This is a genomic window from Afifella marina DSM 2698 (assembly GCF_900102695.1).
GTDB lineage: Bacteria > Pseudomonadota > Alphaproteobacteria > Rhizobiales > Afifellaceae > Afifella > Afifella marina.
Window position 1 is genome coordinate 24,876 of sequence record NZ_FMVW01000003.1, and the last position, 23,252, is coordinate 48,127.

The following is a 23,252-nucleotide window of genomic DNA, read 5'->3' on the forward strand; positions in this document are numbered from 1 at the left end:
CTTACTGTTTGTAGGCCGTTGCCGGAAAGGTCATGTAGCGCGGCATCCAGTTGGCTACCTGCGCCTCGCGTGTGCCGTCCAGACAGGCGGCGATGATTGATTTTTGCACCTTGGCGGTCGCCGTCACATAGGCCTTGGCCGTGGTGTCGCCTGCCAGTTCCGCAACCATGGCGTTGATCGCTTCTTTTTCGCGCAGAAGATCAAAGAAGGTCTGATCGGCTGTCCACCAGTCGCGCATGTCGGTGCCGAACTGCGCGCCGAGCGCCTCGATCATCGGCGTGTGCGCCTCAAGGGTTTCGGCCATGACGAAGGCCAGAACCCGCACCACCGCCGCATCGTCCAGTTCCATCAAGACGGCGAAGGTGTCGGACAGCGAATGCCGTGACCTATAGTCCTGACGGCTCGGCACGATGGTGCTGTCGGTTGCTTCGTCATCATCGGTGTTCTCGATGCCAAGCAAACTCCGAACAGCCTGACGCTCGGTGGCAAAGGCCTCATTGGCTTTGGCGGTGGTGACGCTCTCGGCAATCGCTTCGCTGCTGCCGCGCTGCGGCTCGGCTTCGACGTTCCATAGGCCTGACCCTGCAATCATGTGGGCAACCGACAAGCGCAGGGCGATATCGGGACGGGACAGCAATTCCGTCCGCACGGGACCGTGGCGGTGCAAGCCCAGATAGTTCTGCATGGCCTTGGTCAGTTCAGACCGCTCGGCTTTGGCTTCGCCCGTCTCAGCCTGTTTGTCGCGACGGTCGGCTTCCTTGATGGTGAGGTAGCCTTCATGGAAAGTGACCTCGCCGTCTCTGGTGCAGGTGATGAACACCTTGCCGCCGTCCTCCTTGGCGACATTGCGATAATCCCATGACGTCCAATAATTGCCGACCTCCATCAGCACGACATCCGTCCAACCATCCCGCTTGAACGCTTCGCGCGCTTCGGCAACGGCGGTGCTTTGCATCTGCCAGAACAGGTCGCTGTCGCTGAAATACCGATCCTCGCCGAACAAATCGGAGACGATGGGCGCGGTGTAATCGGCAATATCGAACAGGGCATTACTGAGCGGAATATGGGTGCCGCCAAACAGCCAGTCCTTAAGCGCACGGCCAAGCGGTGCGTAGTCGTCATCGCTCTTGTGGAGCCTCCACCATGCTTTCTGCTGGCGCGGTGTCGCCATGGTCAGAATGCGGAGCGTGTCGGGTCTGATTTCGTCACGCCGATAGGCATTGAGGATCGGGTCGATGATGTTGGCAATCGCCAGACGCTGATTGACCAGTCTCTCGGTGACACCAAACCGCGTGGCGATATCGTCAACCGTCTCGCCTTTGGCGGCCAGTGCGGCAAAGGCCTTGTACTGGTCGATTTCATCCATCGGTAGACGGGCAATGTTTTCGGCCAGTGAGGCCTCGATGGCCTTGGCGTCGTCGCCATCATCCATGACGATACAGGGGACGGGATCGATCTCGCCGTCTTCGGCCAAAACGGTCAGCGCGTGATAGCGCCGTTGTCCGGCGACGATCTCATAGCCTTCGCAGTTGGGTCGAACGAGAAGCGGTTGCAGGATGCCGAGACTGCGGATCGAGGGCAGAAGATCGCCGACCGCCTTGCCGTCCTTCTTCCTCACATTGACGGATGAGGGTTTGAGGTCATTGAGATTGAGATGTGTGAGTTGCATGGGCTTATCCTTTCGTGAGCCGTTGAAGTGAACAGGCGAAGCCCTCCAGACGGAGAGCCGCGCTTGCACCTCTGGCCAGCGCCGAGCGTCCATTTTCAAAGCCCGCCGCCTCGCATGACCCCGAAAAGTGGGAACCGGTATTCGCTTCGCGGACCTTCGGTGCGGATCAGGTCATGCGCAAGAAAAGAGGCGGGCATGGACGGAAGGTGCCGAAAGTCCGGGGACGCCAAAGCCCTGCCGCTTGCGGCGGCGCAGCCGGTCCGGCCAACACGGGAGCTGAGCAAAGCGAGAAGCGAACGGAGCGGGCCGGCCGGATCAGGGCTATTGGGTCACGGCCCCGGCGTCGGTGTAAGCTGGACAAAAAGGTGCCAAGCGCGCCCTCGGCGCGCCAACATCAGACCGGGCGGGTGACCTTCAGCCGCCGCCTTGTTCTTTCTGCAAGGGATCGTCACCCGAATGGGCCGAAATCCTGCAAGACAGGAGTTCGGTGGCAACGCCATAGAGCCCGTCCGGCATGGCCGGGGCAGCACGCTGAATGCTTCGCAGCTATGATTGCTGCTTTCAATGCTGGCTTAGGATTCGAGCCGCAGCTTCTTTTCCCACAGGTTAGCCCTCGGCACCGCGCAATTATGAAATTCTAGATAGACTCACCTGAGTCTATCGAGTTGGATTGAGTTATAACTTGATTTCTTAACGTGAAACGAGCATACTGAAGGTATGGCTTCGTATTTGCCCATTTAGGGCGCTTGCGAGGCGCAGAGTAAAGGTATCGTTTAATGACACTTAGAAGCGCTAATATCTTGTTCAAGGATGAATCCGCCGGCACGTTGGTCGAGACGGCTAACGGCGGAACGCGCTTTGCCTATCATCCGGATTGGAACAAGGGCGATATCGCCTGCTGCTTCCCCTCAACCCAACGCGAACATGAATGGAAGGTCGGCCTGCACCCGTTCTTTCAGCACCTTGGTCCGGAAGGATGGCTGCGCGAACAGCAGGCTCGGTCGGCGCATGTCGTTGAAGAAGACGATCTTGGACTGCTCCTTCGCTACGGCGCGGACTGCATCGGCGCTGTTAGCATCCGCCCGCCGGATGATGCCGCCCAGCTTCCGGAAATCACCGAAGCGACGGCCAGCCCCGGACGTACGGTTTCAGGAGTGCAGAAGAAACTGCTCGTCACCAAGGATGACGAAAACAGGTATGTTCCCGCAAATGCGACGGGATTGGCGCCTTATATCGCCAAATTCAACTCCGACCGGATAGACAATCTTGTTAGGAATGAACTCCTGAGCCTGCGATGGACCGCCGCCGTCCTTGGCGAAAGGGAAGTGACGGAATTCACCACCTCGTTCATTGCAGCTGTTGATGAAGCCGCGCTGATCGTAACCCGCTTCGACCGAAAACCGAACGGCGAGAAACTGCGCCTCGAAGATTGCGCTCAGATCCTCCGCAAGCCCAAGGGTCAGGACTACGCAGGCAAATACGATGCGGCCTTTGAGGATATTGCCCTGATCATTCGGCAGCATTCATCGCGCGCGCCAATCGACCTCTTGCGGTTTTTCCATCGCCTGATCGTCTTCACACTGATCGGGAATTGCGATGCTCATTTGAAAAACTTCTCCCTTCTGGAAACACCGACGGGGCTACGGCTATCTCCCGCCTATGATGTGGTGAACACCGCATTTTATGATGGGTTCGACCAGACGCTGGCGTTGTCAATCGGCGGTGAGAGAATCCATCTTGAGGCAGCCAACCAGCCGATTTTCCGTGCCTTCGGTAAGGAAATCGGTCTGCCGGACAGGGCCATCGACCAGACATTCAAACAGCTAAAGCGGCAGGTGGAAAAAGCTGCTCCGATCATCCGGCCGCCCGACGCGGAGCCGCCGGACGGCTTCGTACATAAATTCAAAGAGATCGTGGATAACTCATGCCTGAGAATACTGGAAACATAGCTCCGCTCGCGTGGCAACGGTACGTGGAAGAAGCCTTGCGCCGTCGTAAGGCGGAAGGTCTTACGCAAAAGGATCATTCCGCTTTGGCGGGTGTCAGCCATCCGACAATGGCGGCGTTCGAGCGCGGCGAAACGACCCTGACCTTGGCAAAGGCGCTCGATATCCTGCGTGTCGTGGGTTTGGTAGATGAGCCTGCCGAGCGGGACACGCAAGCCCGGTTCGTGCGCGATGCATTCGAGCGCTGGCGTAATCTGGTTGCGCCGCTTCCGGATGACTCTCCCGCGCGGTTTCCGAATGGCTGGTATCGGTTCGATTACTGGCTTGAGGGCGATTTTAAGACGCCGGAGCTGGCCGCCTTTGAGCGCATTCTGGGAAAGGCAGTCGTTCGCAAAACGGGTTGGCCGCCGTTCTGGCTTCCGACACGCGAAGCTATTCAGCCACATGAAGTTGACGGCCTGATCGAATGTTGGCTCGCGCCGCAAGGCGAGGAAGTTGAGCGCGGCTTCAACGATCCTGCACATTGTGACTTCTGGCGCGGGGCACCTTCGGGGCGCATGTTCCTGATCCGCGGCTATCAGGAGGACGGCGAAGAAACATTCCCTGCCGGAACGATTCTCGACACGACACTTCCCCTATGGCGGATGGGCGAGGTTCTGTTGCACGCGGAAAAGCTCGCATCGCTTTTACACAGAGATGCCGATGCAGCCGTGACGATTCATTTCCGCGCTATGTTCACCGGGCTTCGGGGACGCGTGCTTCGGTCATGGGCGAACCCGTTGAGCGATTTACTCTTGGAAGGCTACGCGGCACGAAGTGATGAAGCTGTGTTGGAAGCAAAGTTTCCCGCCGATGGTGTCGAAAGTCGATTGGCGGAATTTCTGCTGCCGTTGCTCACGTCGCTCTATGACAGGTTTGGTGTGGCGGGGCTTTCGCTCAATCGCGTCGAGGCAGAAGTGCAACGGTTGCTCAACAGCGCGATCAACAAAGAACGCCGCCAGCGCCGATAGCGGTTCCACGAGCTTTTTGCACCGAGCGTAACGCTCCGTCAAAGGCCTGTTGCACTTGATGCGTTCGCTACCTGGTTAAGGAATTGCCTTCACCGTCTGCGGACGGATGCTGCACGGCGCGGGCAGATCGGGCGACCACCGACAGCGCGCTTCGGAAATAATGCTCATTAAGCATCTTACGAAGCGAGGCATTCCTCGCCTGATCGGCATACTCCTTGAGCGCCGTTCCATCGCGCCAGCCCACACTGTAGCCGTGTAAATCGTATGGTTGCCTTTTCAGCCAATCGATCGCGCTGTCAGTGAATGAACCATTTGTCCACAGCTCGTATCGAAAGGGTTTCGAGTCGGTTCGGCCCGCCGTAAGCAATTCGTGAATACGCGGCACACGGTTCTCATACCACCGCTTCACATCCTTTTCACTGACTCTTGCTCCCGGCGCTTTCGATTTGCACTCGATGACGAGCATTCCGGCCTCATCGCCGCGATCAAGCTGAACATCAATCTCCACATCCAGACGCCGCTCCCCTGTCTTCAGAAAGCCGCCTTCGACGTCCTTGACGAGGCTGCCGATGATCAATTCAAACAATGCTCCGCGAAGATTGTCTGCTGCCCCTTCAATCTTCGTAAGACGGGACATCACTTCCATCAGATAATCGGGGTTCGCCGCGGCCGTAGCGCCCGCATCGGTCAGCATCTGGATCAGGGCGCGCATGGACTTCGCGAGCTCGCTGCCAAAAAGATTCTCAAGCGTTACTGCAAGAATTCCCTTCTTCTTGGCTAGTTCCAGACCGGATGCAGAAAAGACATATCCAACCAACATCGGCATGATGGCACCCACTCCGGCAGGAGCTGAGGCCATATCGCATTTCCGAACGAAGGCATCGACCTCGTCAATGTCAACGACGCTCCTCAGATTGATATCGCAAACCAGGAACCCGGGCTTGACCTTACCGCCCGTTGCATTGACCAGAGGACGAAAATAGGACGGAGCCGTCAGATCCCATGAAATCCCCGAGACGATCGGTTGCGGGTCTTCGAGCCGAAGCGCGAACTTGCCGTAACTCCCGAAGCCAATCCGACGAGCCCACTCCTTGATCCCTTGCAAAGCAACGTATTCGGCCAACATAACGGCATTGGTGACTGCAATCGGCTCCTTTGGATAAATGTGAGGCAGAAACTCGACGAATCCGGTTTCGTCCTCACTTTCACTCACTTCGACGAGCAGATTGATTTCCGAAAGACGTTGCAGAATTCGGGTGGGTGAGAGCTGCCTTTGCCGTGCAGCCGGCATTCCTGTTATCCGGGGGAAAAGTGCAATCGGGCAGCGTCCGCCATGCGCTTTCAGGGTAACGATTGTACCCCAGTAGGCTTTTCCTGCCTTGTGGCACGCCTTTTCCAGGCCATCCCAGAAGCTCCTGCCTCCATAATCATCCTGCCGGTAGATGAAGCGTGCATTCTTGTGAAACCTGATTCCGGCAAGCCGCCCCAGGTCGGGAAGTGCCCGCTGGACTCGCTTCCGCGCTGCGCTCTCGGACAGGCCGCGAGAAACCATCACCTCGATCACGTCGGATGTCAGGCAGGGGCCTGTCTGGGCAAGAATGCTGGATACTTCGTTTGGCAAATTAGGGCTCTCAGAGCAATGTCACACTGCTCTATTTATAACATCTTCTCTGTCTCGGCGCTTCCGTTTTCGCTTCTGATCGAATTCCGAAAATTTTACGTTTTAAAACAAATATTTAAAACTTCCCGTCGTGAGCTTCCTGAATACAGAGTGTCCTGTCACAGGATCAACATTGCGTCCTCTCAGCGATATCGAATGCTCAATCTTGCGGCCGGAGGATGGCATTGGACGAGATGACCGTCAGCGTGCGCGCACCGCGCGTGAGCGCCACATAAAGCTCTTTTCTGGGGAGGGATGTCGCATCCAGAACGATAGCGTGATCGAATTCCAGGCCTTTGACCAGAAGCGTCGTGCCAATCAGTCTGCGTCGCCCGACAGGCCGGCCTTTATGCCGAAATTCCCCCTGATATTTTTCGGTAGCCTCTGCCAATGATAGTTCCGGGTGCAGAACATTCTTGGCCAGCACACCCAATGCCCGGTTGAACAGATCGGCACGGACGACCTCAATTCCGGCTGTAGCCTTTAGCGCCAACAAAAATCCGGCCATGGCGCCGCTTGTTGGAGCGGCAAGGTATCCGTTGGCTTTGCGCGCCGCTTCCGGGTTGCGAGTGTTGCCGCGAATATTGACATGCTCCCCACGGACAGTACCGGCGGGAAGGTGCGTCTCAACGGCGGTCATGCATGTCTTCGCAAAGGCTATAACAGCCTCAAGACGAGCAGCATCCGTGCGTGCTTGTTCAATTTTCCCGATGAATGAAAAGAGGGCTTTCCCCTCGACTTCCTCGATTGACGAGAATTTGCCGGAAAGCCCGCGTGACAGCGAGTGGCACTTCGCCTTGTATTCCTGACTGCCTTTGTGAATGGCAATCACCGTGTGGGAGCTGTCGCACTGGAAATATCGGCAGGAATTACCCTGGCATTGAAAAAGCACCTGTGGGTCGGCGTCAGTTCGGACAAACCGTACGGCAGCTGGCCGATCTGCGTTCAGATCAATGGGCTGATCCCGCTCAAGGCGTGTACGGACATTCCGTAGCCATGTGCCGAGCTCGCCGGCACCTGCCTGTATCCAGCGGTGCGGCACGTCGAGAGCGCCAAGGCGCTCAAATGGCCCTTCGACGTCGCGCGTCCAGTCCACCGGATTTTGGCCGCCAAAATCAAAGATGCCTTGCAACGGATCGCCGAGTATCCTGCAAGGCAGGTCACGTGCAAGTTTAAGAATGATAGCATGCTGGGCGGTCGAACAGTCCTGGTACTCATCGACGTAAAGACCATCGTAGGAAACCCCGACGATCCTGCGGATGAATTCCTGATCGAGCAGGCGAGCACAAACTTCGTACAACGCACACCATCGTTCGTTATTGGCGGGACGCTCCTCCCGCCAACCGGATGTGTCCGAATAAGAAAGGGAAAGCCGCAGCGCCCAGCTTGCGATCGTATCAATGCGATAGAGTCTGTCACTCACGCCGAGGGTGCGCATTTTGCGCCGAAGGGCGTTTACGCCCGCATAGGTGTGGGTCAGGATCAATTGCCGCCCAGCGCTTAGGCCCGTGGATTCCGCAATCAGATGTGTTTTGCCGAATCCAGCAGGCGCGACGACATATCCTGCTCCTTCATACCCAGCGAGCCTTGCAGCAAGCTCACACATTGTCGATCCAGTTCCGCAAGCTGGTGAGCTGACGGACCAGATCGCTTTCACGGATTGCATCGTTGCCAAGATGGCCGGAAATCGCCGCCGCCCACTCACGGCCCCAGCTTTGCCGCTTGAACCAGCCGCTGTTGTTGTTCCTGCTTTCCTTTGCAGCTCGACCAAGTGCTGTACGCAGCTCTTGCGAGTCGATCCACACCACGAAATCGCGGTCAAAGCCCGGCCCGAACTGACTTTGCACCTGATCCAAAAGGCGCGCATCGTCGTTCCAGATAGCACGCGCGGCGTCAAAAGATGCCAAAACGCCTTCCCATGGAATATCCGCAAACACGCGTTCTTCTATGGATAGCTCCCCGCCCCACTTGGCGACGGTGATACCGGCTTCGCGCAAAGCCCGCGCATGCGCATCTGAAAATTGTTCGGGTTCGTCGGAATCGACGAGAACCGCAACGTCGTACCCGAGAGCTTTCAGGTTCTCGGCAATTTCTTTGATCTTACTCGCACCGTTCGCATCAAACAGGGAAACGCCGCGATAGGCCAAGCTATCCTCACCTTCGGACTCGACCCAGTGGTCATCTAGTCCGCGCAGAAAACCAACCTCGGTCGCGCCTTCGCAAACGATAATCTTGGGTGCCAAAAAAGCCTCGGCACCCGATCGAATTTTGCCCTGAATCGAGTCGGCAATCGCTGGCTTGTTCGCCGTCACGACGTCGATATGCCCGCTGTCGCAGTGGACGATGTTCAGATCGGCCACGGTCAGCTCGCGCAGCACGACTGGCGAATGGGTAGTCAGGAAGTATTGCCCGGTTCCGTCCTCTTTCAGATGTTGCAGGAGCCGTGCAATGCGATGGGGTTCAAGCCCAATTTCTACCTCATCAAACAGGGTGATATGCGGTGTGCGCAGTGCCTGCTTCTGCAATCCGGTGGTGAGCATACGCCTGGAACCCAATCCGAGCTGCCGTAGCGGCATATCGCCATCATGCAAGGCCAGACCTGCCATCCGTACGTTTATGGCGTCCGTATCCAGATGAGCCTTGTAGGCGGCACCAACATTCACGCCAAGTGCGCGAGCGGTCGTCTCTGCCACGCCCGCAACTTCATCAAAGCCAGTCAAGTCCTCCGCGCGACGGGATTCCAGAGCCGCTTTGGCTGCGCGGGCCGCGCCTGCCAAAGAAGAGCTGATATTCTCAGTCTCGGTGAGCTGACTTAGAATCGACCCGCGTGACCAGGTAAGATGTCGGTCGGACACCGCACCGATAAGGCTGACAGCCACCTTCGCCCGATCGGTTGCCTTGAATGAGACACCCTCATCCTCATCATTCTTGATAACAGACCATGATGGTTCCAAATCGTCGGACACGGCAAGGCGGATGCGCAGCGCATCTTCCAGACCCTCGCCAGGATCATTCGTGCGGGCAAGTGTCCGGGCATTCCAGCCGCAAAGCCAATGGCCATACTTTTCAAGATCGCGGAATGTATCCGGAAGATCGCCCAGAACGACTTCGATCGTGATCGTATTTGCCGGATTACAATGGTAAAAATCGGCGTCATCGAAGGACTGATTCCATTGCGGATGGAACACGCGGCGGAGGGCTTCAAGAATTGTCGATTTGGTAGAATCACCTCGGCCTATTAAGCAAAGGATGCGGCAATCCGGAACCGGCCAATCAAGCTCGCGGATACCCCGAAAATTTCTCACCGAAAGATGACGTATCCGCATGGCGCTGCCTCAACTTCCCGCAGCTTCGGCGCCGATATGTCCAGCGAAGATTGTGATGAAGGTTTTCAGGCTGGCAATGTCGGACCCCGGAGCATTGGCTCCCAGTTTTTCAAATCGCACGACATATCCAGCAACAATCATGTTTTTCGAATCCATGAACAAATTAGGAACCAACGCCCAATTGTAGTCAACCAACAATTGCCTTTCGTGTGTCGGCGGCCTCCCGGAGAATTTTCGGTATTCATTTGGCTTCAATAGGTGAGCAAAACGCTCTGTGACAATGACGGCGGTGCAGCGGCCGGACGCTGCGAGTGATTGAACGGCGATACGTGCCAATGGCGATGCGAGGCTCGATGCCGATGCGCCGCCACACAAGCAGGGTGATCCAACGACCCGATGTTGGCCGGGATGAAACGCCGGACCGTTTCACTGGCGCTGTGCAGGCTCAATGCCTGGGCGGTGCCACAGGCCGGGAGGGATGCAACGGGAGGCGCGCAGCGGGCCTCCCTTGCCAGGATGGTGCTGTATTACAGCACACATCTTGCGGAACGACTTAAGTGAACGGTGCCATGTAATTCCAGGGTCACCAACGGTGCAATTTGAATGCACCGGATCAGCCCTCTCCTTCAATGGTGCGAGCCGGCCACCTTATCTGTCGCCAGCAATCTGTCGATCGCCGCGACGGCTGCTGCCAGCTCGGCTCGCGCATGTACAAGGTCGAGGTCGACGACAACCTGTTCCCGTGCCGCCATCACCAGGAAGGCCTTCAAGACCGCATCTGAGTGGTGCGCCAGCATCACAAGGTGCGGTCCGCTTGGTCCGTTATTGGCAGCAAGCCAGTTGACGGCGGTGCGCTCTCCGGCGCCTGTCCAGCGCCGGATCGTTTTCAAAGCACGGTGGGTACTGCCAAGCTCACCGTGAAGCGCTGCTGCGATCACCGCCGCATAGGCTGCAGCGTCGTATCGACCGGTCAGTCCATCATGCAAAGTCATGCCGGTTTTCGGCAACATGTTGCATCCTCCTAACAGCTATAGTCACGGCCGTCTTCCGTTGCCCGGCGCGAGACTTCGCGACGGGTTTCTGTGCTTCAAGCGCGTCGAATTGATGGCTGGACGAGGTGGTACATCGAAGTGGTGAGCAACAGTTCGATCGCGAACGTGCCGGTTCCCTCCGGGCGGCAGAATACGTGCGCATGTCGACGGAGCATCAACGCTATTCCACCGAGAACCAGTCTGATGTCATCCGGCGCTATGCTGCACACCGCGGTATCGAAATCGTCCGCACCTATGTTGACGCCGGCCGTAGCGGATTGAACATCGAAGGCCGTTCCGGCCTTCAGCAGCTCATCGCCGATATCGAAAGTGGCACTGCCGATTTCTCGGTCGTGCTGGTCTACGACATCAGCCGCTGGGGGCGTTTTCAGGATGCGGATGAAAGCGCCTTTTACGAGTACCGCTGCCGCCGCGCTGGCGTTCGCGTCGAATACTGCGCCGAGCAGTTCGACAATGACGGCAGCATCGGCTCCGACGTGCAAAAGGTCGTCAAGCGGCGGATGGCGGCCGAGTACAGCCGCGAGCTATCGGTCAAGGTGTTTCAGGGACAGTGCCGGCTGATCGAACTCGGGTTTCGTCAGGGCGGGCCGGCAGGATTCGGTCTGCGTCGCGAATTGCGTGACGAGCATGGCCGTCCAAAAGGCCTGCTCGGTGCGGGCGAACATAAAAGCATCCAGACCGATCGCGTCGTTCTCGTTCCGGGTCCGCCGGAGGAAGTGGCGATCGTCCGCTGGATTTATCGGCGCTTCGTCAATGATCGGAAGGATGAGAGTGCAATCGCGGCTGAGTTGAACGCGCGCAGCGTCGTCACCGATCTCGGCCGTCGGTGGACGAAGGGCACGGTCCACCAGATCCTGATTAACGAGAAATATCTCGGCAACAATGTCTGGAACCGCGTCTCATCCAAGCTGAAGCAACGGCGGACTTCGAATGATCCGTCGATGTGGGTTCGGGCTGACGGCGTTTTCGAAGGCATTGTCGACCAGGTGCTCTTCGCTGCCGCGCGCGAAATCATCGATGCGCGATCGCGTCATCTCTCCGATGACGAGATGCTGACGCTCCTCTGCGCCCTGTTCGAAGCCAACGGCCTTCTCTCCGGTCTCATCATTGATGAGGCCGAGAACTGCCCGTCAAGCAGCGCTTTCCGGAGCCGTTTCAGCGGATTGCTCAAGGCCTATGCGCTGGTAGGCTTCTCGCCGGATCGTGACTATCGCTATGTCGAGGTGAACCGGGCATTGCGTCGTCGGCATCCGCAGGTTGTGGCCGATACCATCGCCGGCATCGAACGGATCGGCGGGCGCGTCGAGAAAGACCCGCTCACGGAACTGCTGACCATCAATCGCGAGTTCACGGCGTCCCTGACGATCGTCCGGTGCTTTGAAACCGGAGCCGGATCACTGCGATGGAAGGTGCGACTGGACCGCAGCCTGCTCCCCGACATCACGATCGCCGTGCGCATGAATCGGATGAACAATGAGCCGCAGGATTACCTGCTGCTTCCGAGCCTCGATATGGATGCCGACGTGCTGCGCCTCGGCGAAGAGAACGGCATCTGGATCGACGCCTATCGCTTCGACTCGCTCGCGCCGCTGTTCGAACTGGCAGAGCGGGTTCCCATCCAGGAGGTGGCCTGATGAGTACCGCCCAACACTCACGGCATGTCGAGCTGGTTCCCGTCGATCGGATTACCGTCCTTAATCCGCGTGCCCGCAACAAGAAGATATTTCGGGAAATCGTCGCGAATATCGCAGCGGTCGGTCTCAAGCGCCCGATCACCGTGACGCGGCGCGACGGTCCGGAAGGCCTGCATTACGATCTGGTCTGCGGGCAAGGACGCCTCGAAGCGTTTCAGCAGTTGGGGCAACGCGAAATCCCGGCCTTTGTCATCGAAGCCGACCAGCAGGCCTGTCTGGTCAAGAGCCTGGTCGAGAATTGCGCGCGGCGCCAGCATCGCGCCATCGATCTTGTCCATGACATTGGCGGCATGAAAGAGCGCGGCTATGCCGACGCGGATATCGCGCGCAAAACGGGACTCTCGCTTGAATATGTGAAGGGCGTTGCGCGACTGCTCTCACGCGGCGAACAACGACTACTGCGGGCCGTTGAGTCCGGGCACATTCCTGTCAGCGTTGCGGTCGAGATCGCCGACGCCAATGATGAAGGCGTACAGGAAGCCCTGCATCAGGCTTATGAGAAGAACCTCCTTCGTGGCCGGAAGCTGATTGCCGCGAAGCGCCTTGTCGAGAGCCGTCGGCGTCGCGGCAAGGGTCTCTCCAACAACGCCAAGGCGCGACCGCGGATGTCATCTGACGCTCTGGTCAAGGCGTACCAGGAAGATACCGACCGCAAACGCTTTCTGATCCGCAAGGCCGATGCAACGCGCAGCCGTCTCATCTTCATCGCGCATGCGATGCGGGAGTTGCTGCATGACGATCGCTTTGCCGATCTTCTGAAAACCGAAGGGCTCGACAGTCTGCCGAAAAAGCTTGCGGCGCGGATGGATCGGCAGGAGCTGGCGAGATGAACCGCATGTCGCCGCCGCAGCCAGTCGCGATGGCCTTCGAGCGGAAGACGCGCGTGATCCCGCTGGCGGACATCACGCCGCTACGGCTTGTATCGGACGATCTAAAGAAGACGCAGAAATTCGGCCAGATCCGTTCATCGATCCAGCAGTCCGGTCTCGTTGAGCCGCCCGTCGTTGCGCCGGAACGCGGTAGCGCCGGCAAATACCTTTTGCTCGACGGACACCTTCGGCTGGCGGTGCTGGCCGAAATGGGTACGACGGAGGTGAACTGTCTGATCGCCACCGACGACGAGGCCTACACCTATAACAAGCGCATCAGCCGTCTCGCCATCGTTCAGGAACATCAGATGATCCTCAACGCTATCGAGCGAGGCGTATCGGAAGAGGTCATCGCCAAGGTGCTGAACGTCAATGTCCAGCACATCCGGCTCAAGCGTCGGCTGCTCTCCGGCATATGTCCGGAAGCGATCGAGATGCTGAAAGACAAGCATGTGCCGATCAACACGTTCACCGAACTGCGCAAAATGAAGCCGCTGCGCCAGATCGAGGCGGCGCAGCTGATGGTCGCGATGAACAAATACTCGGTGTCCTACGCAAAATCGCTGCTCGGCGCGACGCCACAGTCACAGTTGATCGATACCGCCAAGCCCAAAAAGATTGATGGGCTGAGCGACGAACAGATCGCGCTGATGGAACAGGAATCGGCCAATCTCGACCGCGAATTCCGGCTGCTCGAAGAGACCTATGGTGACGATCACCTCGATCTGGTTCTCGCGACCGGTTACGTCAAGCGGCTCATTGAGAATGCTCGGCTTGTGCGCTTTCTCGCGCAGCATTATCCGGAGTTGCTGATGGAATTCCAGAAAATCACCGACAGCCCTCAGGCACATAGCTGAACCGTGGCGCCGGCGAGATGCCGCGCCCAGCCCGGCCTCAAGAGCTGTGTGTACCGGCGCGTGAGTCGGGTTCGGAGCCGTCATCGGTGATCGCATTAGTATTCCTCGGCCAGCATGATGGTCAGGACACGGCGCGTAACCGCAGGTTCAGCCGGGTCGGGGCTGAGGTACTGATAATCGGCGTCGTAGTAGTCGATCTTCCAGAAGACCGTCCCGACCTCCTCGATCTCGAACGCCCCGAAATCGTGCTCGCCGTAAGGGTCATCGCCTTCGGTAAAGGCGGAGAATGTGCGCACGGCGGTGATGACCGCCTCGCGCTTGTCGTCCGGCAAGGCCCTGATCCCTTCGGTGAACACCACCCTCCCCGTAAGGAAGGTGGTGCGCAACAGATCATTTAGCTCGGCGATCCGGGCGCTCATTGCGCGCCTCCATCATCATCGCCATTGACTGGAAGGACGAAGATGACGCCCTGGCGCTGGGTCAATTCGACGGGAATGATGTCGAGGCTGAGGATGCCGCCCGTCTTACCGTTCTTGCGAGGCCAGACGGCGCCGATCTCTTTTGGGCGGCCGAGAATGTCGCTGCCCCTCTGATCCTGTCCGACGATGCGGGAGAACGTCACCCGGAATAGCGGACGGTCGTGTTTTTGGTTTCTGTCAGTCATGGTTTTTCCTTTCTGTTGCGGTCGCGCCTATCGCGACCTGATGGCGTCCGACCGACAGGGCGACACAACCCACGCACCCCGAAGGGGCGGGCGAAGCGGAAAGACGGCGCATGCCGTTGCGTGCGGATGGGGCGTTCTGTCAGGACAGCCGGGTAATCAGGTCGCTGCCGGCGTGACCGTTTGAACAGACAAGGATGTGATTGACCGGAAGCCTTCCGGCCGCCGGTTTCGGAAAGTCTGGACCGCCATCCGACACTGATCGGAAAGCTGTTCGATCGGCCGCTCCGGCAATCGGAATGCCTGATCGCGTGAATCGGAAAAGCCCGATGGAGGCCTTCCCTCAACTTGATCATCCCGGTTCGGCCTGTACCCTGACCGGAACCTACTGAAGCTCATTTCCGATCGGGGGATTGATGATCGACCGCAAAGCCGCTGACCACGCTGTGAATGCTCGCACGGCATCTGATCGCTTACGGCTGGAGGTTCTGGCTGAAGGGTTGGGATTGCGGATATTGCCGGCGGCGGTCGGTTCGCAGAACCTGCTCTCGTACATTCTCAACGATCGCGGTGTGATCGCGCGGATCGAGACATGCCAGGTTGGCGGTCTGCGATGGCTCGGCCACTGGATCGCCGGAACCAACGCCGGATGCGGCACGACAGAGGAAGAGCTGCTTCGCGACATTGCACGTCAGTTCGACCGGGCGACGCGACGGACACCGTGGCGATCTCTGGCCTGGCCTGCAGAGATGATCGGGGAATCGGTGTGAGCGCCGCCGCACGTCTGGACGACGCACTCGACCGTGCACTCCGCCACGTCGTGGATGTGATGGAAGAGCCTTACGCGCCTGAAGTCCGATTGAGCGTCGATGACGACGAAGCATTTTGGGCCGTGGCCGAACCGGACGGTGATGGCCTGCATCTCACCATCAGCACCGGGGTTGTCAGCGGTCTGGACGATTTATGGTCGGCGGCCTTTCAGGATGACGGGCTGCTGGTGATCGACGGCAGGCGGATCACCGACGATATCGCGTTCATGACTCAGGTCAGCCTGGTGTTTCTGCTGCTGCATGAAATGGCCCATTCCGATCTCGACCATTTCGGGTTCACCGGTGGCGGGATTACCGAAGCGGGTACATCGCGCGCACGCGGATTGCTGTCACGCACGCCACAAGCGGCCGCACCTGTCGATGAGCTCGGCCACGGGAACCGCTCGGCGGCTGAACGCTGTCTCGAATTGCAAGCCGACCACGAGGCGATTGAATTTCTGCTCGAAGGCTATTCGAACGAACAGTGGGACGTCCTGCGCGTGCGCAGCGCCGCCGTCATGGCGGTGATGGTGCTGATCGAACGCGAGGATGAGGCAAGCGGCTCGGACGGCGCGACACATCCGAGTGCGGCGACACGGATCTTCCAGCTGCTCGGCCACTTGGCGAGCCTGTGGTCGGTCCCGGCACAGACCAAGGCGCAGGAACTCGGCCTTTCAGAAGTGCGCGAAGAAGACCTGCCCTCCGACGCCGAGAGCGAAGCCTATCAAAGCGAGGTCATCATCCCGGCCTTTGCCGATGCCGCAGCGCTGGCGCGAGCCGCGAAGGCGGATAGCGTCGCACGCGAACTTGGCGATCCGGCTGACTTCTTCGCCGATATCGGAACTGTCCAGGAAGGCACGGCAGAGACCGAAGCGGATTTGCGAACGGCAGGCGCGAAGGAACTTTTGGCCCTCATGCCGCTCAATGCTGCGATCATGGCGATGATGGGAGAGCGCGGGCTGTCGCTGTGAGCCACGATGCGTCGCTGCACCACTCAGACCGTCGATCTGCTCGCTCGCCTCAATGAGAGCGGAAGGAAGCAGTCGATTTCTTCAGGGCTGAACGTCAGGTCTTCCTTGTTCTTCAACCGATCCTGAGCGGCCTTGTAGGCCTTGCCGTTGGTTTGCGGCGCCGATTGGTAGATGGCCGCGAGCATCGTCTGCAGTTCGTCGCGCCGGGCTATCGCTGTCCCAGGATTTAGAATTGGGAGATCCGTCAGCAATGACAGATAGCACTCGCGCACGTTCCAGAGCTTCGACGCCGCATCACGATGCTTTTGCGCAATTGCACCCAGATCAAAATTCTTAAGATAGGTGGATACGAAAAGCGTCGAAAAGGAAAGCACGACCGTGCTGATCTCGACCCACAATGCGGTGGTGAATATGACACCCACGGCGCCGGTACTCGTTAGCGCCGTCAGGACAATCTGGGCCACCTTGAACTGGTTGAGCCGTGCTGTGCATTGATCAGCCATCTGCTCGTGCGTCTTATGGGAATAGACAACACGTCCGAAGCACTCGCGAATTTGCTCTTCCAGCGTGACAGTATTTTCCAAGCCAGCCTCCTACGCAGCTGCCGCAACTTCGGCGCTGATCGGAACGAGGACGCTGTCGCGCGCCACGACGACGCCGTTTTGCACGGCGTAGCACTCGACAAGATGGTTGCCACGGAAACTGGTGCGCTCCTGGCGTTCCCAGTGACCGTCGTCTTTTAGAATTTGCCCCCGAATCTCATCGCGCCGCTCTGCCTCTTCGCCACGGTTCAATACCTTCCAATACAGGGCGGCGTCCTCCGGAAGATCGCTTCCATCGGCAACGAAAAAGCGGAGGCTTTTCCTTCGCAGAAGAATGCCGTGCCGCCCGAGGAGATCGAGCAGCATGGTCGGGCGAAAACCATTCTGGGTGACTTCACAGTTGATCTGAAGATCGTAGCGGATATCGATCGGAAAGCGGTTCTCGACAAACTCCTCGGTGTATCGGAATTCCGCCTTGGCTACCGATGTCGCGACCGCATCTTCCGACACTGCTTCGGGAGCAGGATAGCCGTTGCCGAACACTGCCCGCCATTTCTGGCGTTCGTTCTTTTGCCCGCTTGCAGCGATCGCTTTTTTGCAAAGCTCATACGCCTCGGCTGCCTTCTTTTCGAAGCGCTTCTTTACGCGGACGCGTTGACGGCTCCCAAGGGCAGCATATTCAGACTGCTTCGGCTGATCCGCCAGATACTTGAAGAAATCCCGGCACAAATAATCGTACCAGAAATAGCTTTTTGTATCATATTCCTCGGTCGATTCGAGGAAGTTGTAGGCCAGAGTATCGATGAGCAACCCGCCCATCGCGACGCCATGCTTGTTCTTCCAGGCGCGGGTCATTTTGCAGAGGCGGCGGAGGTTTCGGTTCTTCCGCACATTAGCCGCGCGCATTTCATCGAGTTCGGCCTGGGGTTTTGTGATCTTCCACGATCCGCCGCTATTCGTGTCCGGATACTTGTAGCTGCCGTCGTTCTCCCTGAACGCCGGCATCACCTCGATGTGGAAATCCTTGTAGAGCACCCGGACGACAAGACGGTCCACCTTGACGGTGGTGGCAGGGTAACGCGCCTTGATCGCGTCTTTGGTGTCACGCAGAAGCGCATATTGCCCCCCGTTCTTATACGTCTCCCACTTCGATGCAGGTACGATGTAGATCATATCCAGATCAGATATGCCCTTGATAGCCGTCCAACGACCGTAAGAGCCGACTTGCAGGCTGTTGGCCGTCTTCGACTCCGTGTCGCGAAATTCCTTGTTCAATACCGCTGTGATTTCGCCGTACCGCAAAGCGATGGTGTCGGCGTTGGCAACCTGAATATTGCTAAGAAGCGTCTTGAAGTCGTCTGCAATGCTCATCGAAAACACCGTCTGCCAAGCGGGATGACCACCTAACAGAGATTCGATGGCTGGAGTCAATGAATGTTCCGGTTTTGTCCACGGGGCGAAAAGCCGAACAGCCGACATTCAGCCGTTTACAAAGATGATGTTCAACCGGTGCACGGCCATCGTCCCAGCATCCGATTCTATGAAGTCGTGGGCGATCGCGTCCAGGGTTTCGGGCAAGATGGCATGGCCAAGCGTTAGCTGACGCTCGAAGGGTCGGACCAGGCTCTCCGGCCCGACGAGAAATGCAAAGCCGTGTAGTCCAGCATCAGCTCGTTCGCTGAGCATGACCGGCTGCCCCGTATCGATGTTGTACGGTAGCGGCTGCTTTCCGGCCGGACATGGAACCGCCATCGTGACGTCGTCATGCGCGAGCGCCATCGGAAACCAGTCGCCCTCGTATTCCTCCAGCCCCAGAACAAAGCCATCGATCGCGTTGCGGATCAGGAACCAGAAGCTCTGGCCGAGGGGGACGGGGTTGTCGGCGACGGGGTTCTTGTCGGCGCGCTCGACGAGGTTGCGACCATGCTGTGGTCGTACGAGCTGGGCGTCACCATAACGGCCTTGGCTTCCGAGAAAGTGCTGCCAGTCGCTCTTGAGCGACGGATCGAACAGTCTGGGGTCAAGCCGGACCGCCAGATCGAGGTGGTTGGCGACGATCCAGTTGTAGATGCGCAAGGCGCGGCCTCTGGCGATCGTGCCCTTGGCGAAATTGCTCTGATGATACGTGTCCGCGACATGCAGTGGCGGTTTGAGCTCATCGAGAAAGAACTGCTGCCAGCCTAGGCCCTCAGTTTTGAGGATTGCGCTGGTGACGCGGTGTAGCGCCTTGCGCTCTCCGGTCGTCGCCTTCAGCCAGTCCACCGCCAAATTCCTACCCCCTGCCAATCTACCCAGTCTATCCGCCGATCCGCCGTATTTCGACCCGGCGAGGCTCACCTAGAATGAGTCACAAGCAATAGGCGGCGAGCCGACTGCATGCGAAACTGCATGCATATGCACGTCGTTGCCAAAAAGAGACCGGCACCAAAACGAAGCGGCGGCGCCTGAAATATAACGGCTATCGCAAATCTTTGAGGCTGCACTGCACAATTTGCATACCACATGGAAGCCGATTTTATGGAGGGTATCTCTTCATATTTTCTGAAGTTCCGAGAGAATTATTCTGACAATTACGGATGACCTATCCAGAAAGGTAAAGTCAAAAAATGGCTGAGATCGAAGAGAACACCTGCGTCAATAGCGAAAAAGCACCGCGTCTTTCTGTTGACTGGCAGTTATATGCAGACGCTCTCGATAAATCCGACCTCACCGATGACGAAAAGCGTGAATTCATCGAAACGCTCTGGTATATTGTTGTGTCCTTCGTTGATCTCGGCTTTGGCATCGACTCCGTGAGCCATGCCATCGATAGCCAGTCCCGATCGGAACCCTGCGCTCAGGTTCTGCGGTTGGAGAAGGATTCGCCGCTCCGCCAGCGGTTCAAAGGCGCGAACGACCAATCGAATGAAAAGGAGAGACTCCAGAAAGGCAGGAAAGCATGAGATTTGACAACGGGCCAAGCCATAACGTCACGCAGGCGGTTATCTATTGCCGCGTATCGAGCAAGGCCCAAACCAAGCGCGGCGACGGGCTGAACTCGCAGGAAACACGCTGCCGCGAATACGCGAAATACCGCGCCTATGATGTGGTGCGTGTCTTCACCGACGACCTGACAGGGCAGCGCGCCGACCGGCCCGGCCTTCTGTCCATGCTCGCCTTTCTCAAAGCCGACCGCAAAAATCCGCATGTCGTCATCATCGATGATCTGACGCGGTTTGCCCGTAATGTCCGCATTCACTTCGATCTGCGCCAGGCCATCATCGCGGCCGGCGGCATCCTGGAATCGCCCTCCGTCGAACTGCGCGACGATGCTGACGGCGAACTGCACGAATATATCCTCGCTTCGGTCTCCCAGCACCAAAGCCGCAAGAATGCCGAGCAGACGCTGAACCGGATGCAGTCGCGCTGTCTCAACGGCTACTGGGTGTTCCAGCCACCCATCGGCTACCGCTACCAGAAGGCCGACGGGCACGGGAAACTGCTTATCCGCAACGAGCCGCTAGCCTCGATCGTTCAGGAAGCGTTGGAAGGCTACGCCTCGGGACGCTTCGACACACAGGTCGAAGTGAAGCGCTTCCTGGAAGCCCAACCCGACTTTCCCACAGACCTGCCTGATGGACAGATTCGCAATCAGCGGATCACCGACATTCTGACGCGCGTCACCTATGCCGGATATCTCGAAGTGCCCAAATGGGACATTCCCCTGCGCAAGGCGCGGCACGAAGGCCTGATCACCCTGGAGACACACCAGAAGATCCTCGACCGCCTCAAGGGTGGTGCGCGGGTGCCGGCGCGCAAGGACATCAACGCCGATTTTCCGCTTCGCGGCTTCGTCTTGTGCGGCGATTGCGAGCAACCGCTGACCGCGTGCTGGTCAACCAGCAAGACCGGCGTGAAGCACCCGTACTATCTCTGCTACAATCGCGCCTGCGAGAGCCATCGCAAGTCGATCCCGCGCGATCGGCTCGAAGGCGAGTTCGAATCGCTGCTGTGCCGCCTGCAGCCCTCGCCAACGCTGTTCGACATCACCAAGGCGATGTTCCGCAGGGCATGGGACGCGCGTCTGGCGCAGTCTGAAACGCTCAAGGCCACGCTACAGCGCGATATCATCAAGGTGGAAAAGCAGATCGAGCAGCTGGTCGACCGCATCGTCGATTCTGATAGCGCGACAGCCGTCTCGGCCTATGAGCGCCGTATCGCAAAGTTGGAGAAGGATAAGCTGCTGGCCACCGAAAAGCTGGCCAAAGGGGGCGGACCGAAGCGCAGCTTTGAGGATTTGTTCGAACTCGCGATGGCGTTCTTGTCAAACCCCTGGAATCTTTGGGCTTCCGAGCGGCTTGAGGACAAGCGGACTGCCCTCAAACTCACCTTTGCCGACCGTTTGCCGTATCATCGCGCAAGCGGTTTTCGAACCCCGAAAACCACTATACCTTTCAATGTGTTAGGAGGCCTAACTATGCAGAAATGTGAGTTGGCGCACCGGAGAGGATTCGAACCCCTGACCCCCAGATTCGTAGTCTGGTGCTCTATCCAGCTGAGCTACCGGTGCTTGCCGCTGTCGTCGCAAGCCTATCGGCTGCGGCGCGGAGCGACACACCTAATCGCTCAGAAGACGGATTGCAAGCACCTCTCGCAGCCTCTTTCACGGCTTTTATGCTTTGCGGCGATCGCGCATATCGGCCAGCCGCGCTGGACGGTCGGGGATCTCGATCTGAAAGACGGTTCCGGCCCCTGCCCGCTCCAGAAGCGCGATTTCTCCGCCATGAGCGGCCACGATCTCCTGCGCGATCGCCAAACCGAGCCCGACACCGCCGGGCCGCGTGGAGCCCTGGAAGGGCTCGAAAAGCGCCTCGCGCGCCCGCTTCGGAAGGCCCGGTCCCGTGTCACAAACACGCAGGCGCGCAACCGCACCCGTGCGTTCCCCCTCGACCCAAAGACGGCGGATGACGGAGGCATTTTCATCCGACACGAGCGCCTCCTGGGCGTTGCGGCAGAGGTTGAGCATGACGCGGAAGAACTGGTCGGGGTCGGCGTCGATCTCCAGATCGCCCGGGACCCTGTTTTCGAAAACGACCGTGCCGTCCGGCGTCAGGCTCAAGATTTCCGCCACTTCCTCCACCAGCCGCCGTGCGGAGACGAGCCGGCGCACTGGCTCCGCCTCTTCGGCGCGGCCATAGGCGAGAACCGAGCGGGTGTAGCCGATCGCCCGATCGATGGTGCCCACAAGTTTTGGCGCGATGCGGCGCACGAGCGGATCTTGCGCTTCGCCGAGATGGTCTGAGAAGAGCTGGGCGGAGGCCAGGATGTTTCGCAGGTCGTGGTTGATCTTGGAGACCGCGAGACCGAGATTGGCGAGATGCCGGCGCTGATGCAACATGTCGCGCAAGGCCGCCTGCATTTCGGCGAAACGCTCCTCGGCACGGCCGATCTCGTCATGGCGGCCGGTCGGCGTGACCTCACAGCGCACATCCTCCGGATCGGCGGAAAAGTCCTGCATGCTGGCGGCGAGCTTTTGAATGGGCCGCACGATCATGCGTCTCAGCGCCAGATAGACGAAGGAGGCGGTGATGACGGAAATCGCCATGGAGAGGAGCAGGATATTGCGTGAGTAACGCAGCATCGCCTGACGCAGACCATCCTCGCGCAGCACGATTTCGAACATCGCCATGCCGGCCGGAGGTTCTCCCGAAACCCGGATGAGCCGGTCCCCGCCCCCCAAAAAGAGCGTACCGAACGCCGCCGCAATCGCCTCCGCAGGCCCCAGCTCGCGCAGATCCTGATGAACTGCCACTTCCTCCGGCATGTTGCCGGCCGCGATCAGGATATGCTGGCCGTTCTCCATCATCGCGATCGCTTCCATGCCGATCGCCTGCAAGAGACGCTTCTGCAGATCTTCCGGGAAAGGGGTTGCGCCAGGGCTCGACGCGGCAAGGGCCGCGATCGACGCCGCCTCGAGCTTCTCATCGAGCCACATATTGCGGAAATTGGCGATCGAAGGCACGTAGATCAGCACCTCCGCGACCATGACGAAGGTGATCGTCAGCACGAGAAGCTTGCCGGACAGCCCTCGCACCGGCCACAGCTCGGCAAGCCGCGACTTTCTCGTCATCTCCTCCGGGGGCTTTTCCTCAAGCGCCACCAAACACTCCTCAGACGCCTTGCGGGCCTCGCACGCGCCGCATCACA

General features: G+C 58.6%; 20 protein-coding genes, 1 tRNA gene and 2 pseudogenes. 9 read left to right on the plus strand and 14 right to left on the minus strand.

The annotated features are described in order from the left end of the window. Nucleotide 1: 1 nt before the first annotated feature. Entirely contained in the window at nucleotides 2-1,762 is a 1,761-nt protein-coding gene (locus BLP76_RS08040) for a ParB/RepB/Spo0J family partition protein (protein WP_092811461.1), read from the minus strand. Between the two features lie 707 nt (nucleotides 1,763-2,469). Between BLP76_RS08040 and BLP76_RS08045 the strand changes: the two genes are divergently transcribed. Both BLP76_RS08045 and BLP76_RS08050 read left to right on the plus strand, forming a co-directional pair. Then, a complete protein-coding gene (locus tag BLP76_RS08045; protein ID WP_244514508.1) occupies nucleotides 2,470-3,618 on the plus strand; it encodes a type II toxin-antitoxin system HipA family toxin in 1,149 nt (382 codons plus the stop codon). Next, the gene (locus BLP76_RS08050; protein ID WP_092811465.1) at nucleotides 3,594-4,625 is read left to right on the plus strand and encodes a helix-turn-helix domain-containing protein; all 1,032 of its coding nucleotides are present in this window, start codon (nucleotides 3,594-3,596) and stop codon (nucleotides 4,623-4,625) included. The genes BLP76_RS08045 and BLP76_RS08050 overlap by 25 nt, the downstream gene beginning before the upstream one ends. A gap of 67 nt (nucleotides 4,626-4,692) precedes the next feature. Here BLP76_RS08050 and BLP76_RS08055 read toward each other — a convergent pair whose 3' ends face one another. The 5 genes from BLP76_RS08055 to BLP76_RS08070 form a co-directional block, all read right to left on the minus strand. Continuing rightward, nucleotides 4,693-6,246: a hypothetical protein gene (locus BLP76_RS08055; protein ID WP_092811467.1), complete on the minus strand. Its 1,554-nt coding sequence runs from the start codon at nucleotides 6,244-6,246 to the stop codon at nucleotides 4,693-4,695. Nucleotides 6,247-6,445: 199 nt separating this feature from the next. Beyond that, the gene (locus BLP76_RS08060) at nucleotides 6,446-7,891 is read right to left on the minus strand and encodes a UvrD-helicase domain-containing protein (RefSeq protein ID WP_092811469.1); all 1,446 of its coding nucleotides are present in this window, start codon (nucleotides 7,889-7,891) and stop codon (nucleotides 6,446-6,448) included. Beyond that, nucleotides 7,884-9,611, minus strand: a complete 1,728-nt coding sequence (locus tag BLP76_RS08065) for an ATP-dependent nuclease (RefSeq protein ID WP_092811471.1) — start codon at nucleotides 9,609-9,611, stop codon at nucleotides 7,884-7,886. Before BLP76_RS08065 ends, BLP76_RS08060 begins: the two co-directional genes overlap by 8 nt. Before the next feature lie 9 nt (nucleotides 9,612-9,620). Continuing rightward, nucleotides 9,621-9,947, minus strand: a complete 327-nt coding sequence (locus BLP76_RS18575) for a hypothetical protein (protein WP_139163721.1) — start codon at nucleotides 9,945-9,947, stop codon at nucleotides 9,621-9,623. Nucleotides 9,948-10,237: 290 nt separating this feature from the next. Continuing rightward, the gene (locus BLP76_RS08070; RefSeq protein ID WP_244514509.1) at nucleotides 10,238-10,621 is read right to left on the minus strand and encodes a hypothetical protein; all 384 of its coding nucleotides are present in this window, start codon (nucleotides 10,619-10,621) and stop codon (nucleotides 10,238-10,240) included. A 107-nt stretch (nucleotides 10,622-10,728) separates the two neighbouring features. On the opposite strand from BLP76_RS08070, the gene BLP76_RS08075 reads away from it, so the two are divergent. Genes BLP76_RS08075 through BLP76_RS08085 form a run of 3 tightly spaced genes read left to right on the plus strand, consistent with a single transcriptional unit; the run spans nucleotide 10,729 to nucleotide 14,083 of the window. Then, nucleotides 10,729-12,297 carry a recombinase family protein gene (locus BLP76_RS08075; protein ID WP_338081414.1) on the plus strand — a complete coding sequence of 523 codons (1,569 nt, stop codon included), beginning with the start codon at nucleotides 10,729-10,731 and terminating at the stop codon, nucleotides 12,295-12,297. Further along, on the plus strand, nucleotides 12,297-13,187 hold the full coding sequence (locus BLP76_RS08080; protein ID WP_092811475.1) for a plasmid partitioning protein RepB C-terminal domain-containing protein: 891 nt from the start codon (nucleotides 12,297-12,299) through the stop codon (nucleotides 13,185-13,187). Before BLP76_RS08075 ends, BLP76_RS08080 begins: the two co-directional genes overlap by 1 nt. Then, nucleotides 13,184-14,083 carry a plasmid partitioning protein RepB C-terminal domain-containing protein gene (locus tag BLP76_RS08085; protein WP_092811478.1) on the plus strand — a complete coding sequence of 300 codons (900 nt, stop codon included), beginning with the start codon at nucleotides 13,184-13,186 and terminating at the stop codon, nucleotides 14,081-14,083. Before BLP76_RS08080 ends, BLP76_RS08085 begins: the two co-directional genes overlap by 4 nt. A 95-nt stretch (nucleotides 14,084-14,178) precedes the next feature. Here the strand turns inward: BLP76_RS08085 and BLP76_RS08090 are convergent, their stop codons facing one another. Next, nucleotides 14,179-14,502 (minus strand): DUF3768 domain-containing protein, encoded by a 324-nt coding sequence (locus tag BLP76_RS08090; protein ID WP_092811480.1) that lies wholly within the window; start codon nucleotides 14,500-14,502, stop codon nucleotides 14,179-14,181. Further along, a complete protein-coding gene (locus BLP76_RS08095) occupies nucleotides 14,499-14,747 on the minus strand; it encodes a hypothetical protein (RefSeq protein ID WP_111328813.1) in 249 nt (82 codons plus the stop codon). The genes BLP76_RS08090 and BLP76_RS08095 overlap by 4 nt, the downstream gene beginning before the upstream one ends. Before the next feature lie 413 nt (nucleotides 14,748-15,160). Here BLP76_RS08095 and BLP76_RS08100 point away from each other — a divergent pair, with 413 nt between their 5' ends. Further along, entirely contained in the window at nucleotides 15,161-15,514 is a 354-nt protein-coding gene (locus tag BLP76_RS08100; protein WP_139163722.1) for a hypothetical protein, read from the plus strand. Further along, a complete protein-coding gene (locus BLP76_RS08105) occupies nucleotides 15,511-16,524 on the plus strand; it encodes a hypothetical protein (protein WP_092811486.1) in 1,014 nt (337 codons plus the stop codon). The genes BLP76_RS08100 and BLP76_RS08105 overlap by 4 nt, the downstream gene beginning before the upstream one ends. Before the next feature lie 23 nt (nucleotides 16,525-16,547). Here the strand turns inward: BLP76_RS08105 and BLP76_RS08110 are convergent, their stop codons facing one another. The 3 genes from BLP76_RS08110 to BLP76_RS08120 form a co-directional block, all read right to left on the minus strand. After that, complete coding sequence (locus BLP76_RS08110) at nucleotides 16,548-17,108, minus strand: SLATT domain-containing protein (protein ID WP_092811488.1); 561 nt, start codon at nucleotides 17,106-17,108, stop codon at nucleotides 16,548-16,550. A gap of 9 nt (nucleotides 17,109-17,117) precedes the next feature. Continuing rightward, the gene (locus tag BLP76_RS08115; protein ID WP_092811490.1) at nucleotides 17,118-18,437 is read right to left on the minus strand and encodes an SMODS domain-containing nucleotidyltransferase; all 1,320 of its coding nucleotides are present in this window, start codon (nucleotides 18,435-18,437) and stop codon (nucleotides 17,118-17,120) included. A gap of 108 nt (nucleotides 18,438-18,545) precedes the next feature. Continuing rightward, on the minus strand, nucleotides 18,546-19,328 hold the full coding sequence (locus BLP76_RS08120) for a hypothetical protein (RefSeq protein WP_139163723.1): 783 nt from the start codon (nucleotides 19,326-19,328) through the stop codon (nucleotides 18,546-18,548). A gap of 676 nt (nucleotides 19,329-20,004) precedes the next feature. Here BLP76_RS08120 and BLP76_RS19065 point away from each other — a divergent pair. After that, nucleotides 20,005-20,424: pseudogene (locus BLP76_RS19065) on the plus strand (recombinase family protein); the annotation flags it as partial. A 141-nt stretch (nucleotides 20,425-20,565) separates the two neighbouring features. Here the strand turns inward: BLP76_RS19065 and BLP76_RS19070 are convergent. Next, nucleotides 20,566-20,922 (minus strand): hypothetical protein, encoded by a 357-nt coding sequence (locus BLP76_RS19070; RefSeq protein ID WP_244514510.1) that lies wholly within the window; start codon nucleotides 20,920-20,922, stop codon nucleotides 20,566-20,568. Between BLP76_RS19070 and BLP76_RS19075 the strand changes: the two are divergent. After that, nucleotides 20,902-20,991 (plus strand): annotated as a pseudogene (locus tag BLP76_RS19075) (hypothetical protein); the annotation flags it as partial. The gene BLP76_RS19070 and the pseudogene BLP76_RS19075 sit on opposite strands and share 21 nt — an antisense overlap. Before the next feature lie 547 nt (nucleotides 20,992-21,538). On the opposite strand, the gene BLP76_RS08130 reads toward BLP76_RS19075, so the two are convergent. Together BLP76_RS08130 and BLP76_RS08135 are read right to left on the minus strand one after the other, a co-directional pair. Then, nucleotides 21,539-21,615, minus strand: a tRNA-Arg gene (locus BLP76_RS08130). A 102-nt stretch (nucleotides 21,616-21,717) separates the two neighbouring features. Further along, on the minus strand, nucleotides 21,718-23,205 hold the full coding sequence (locus BLP76_RS08135) for a sensor histidine kinase (protein WP_139163724.1): 1,488 nt from the start codon (nucleotides 23,203-23,205) through the stop codon (nucleotides 21,718-21,720). Between the last annotated feature and the right edge of the window lie 47 nt (nucleotides 23,206-23,252).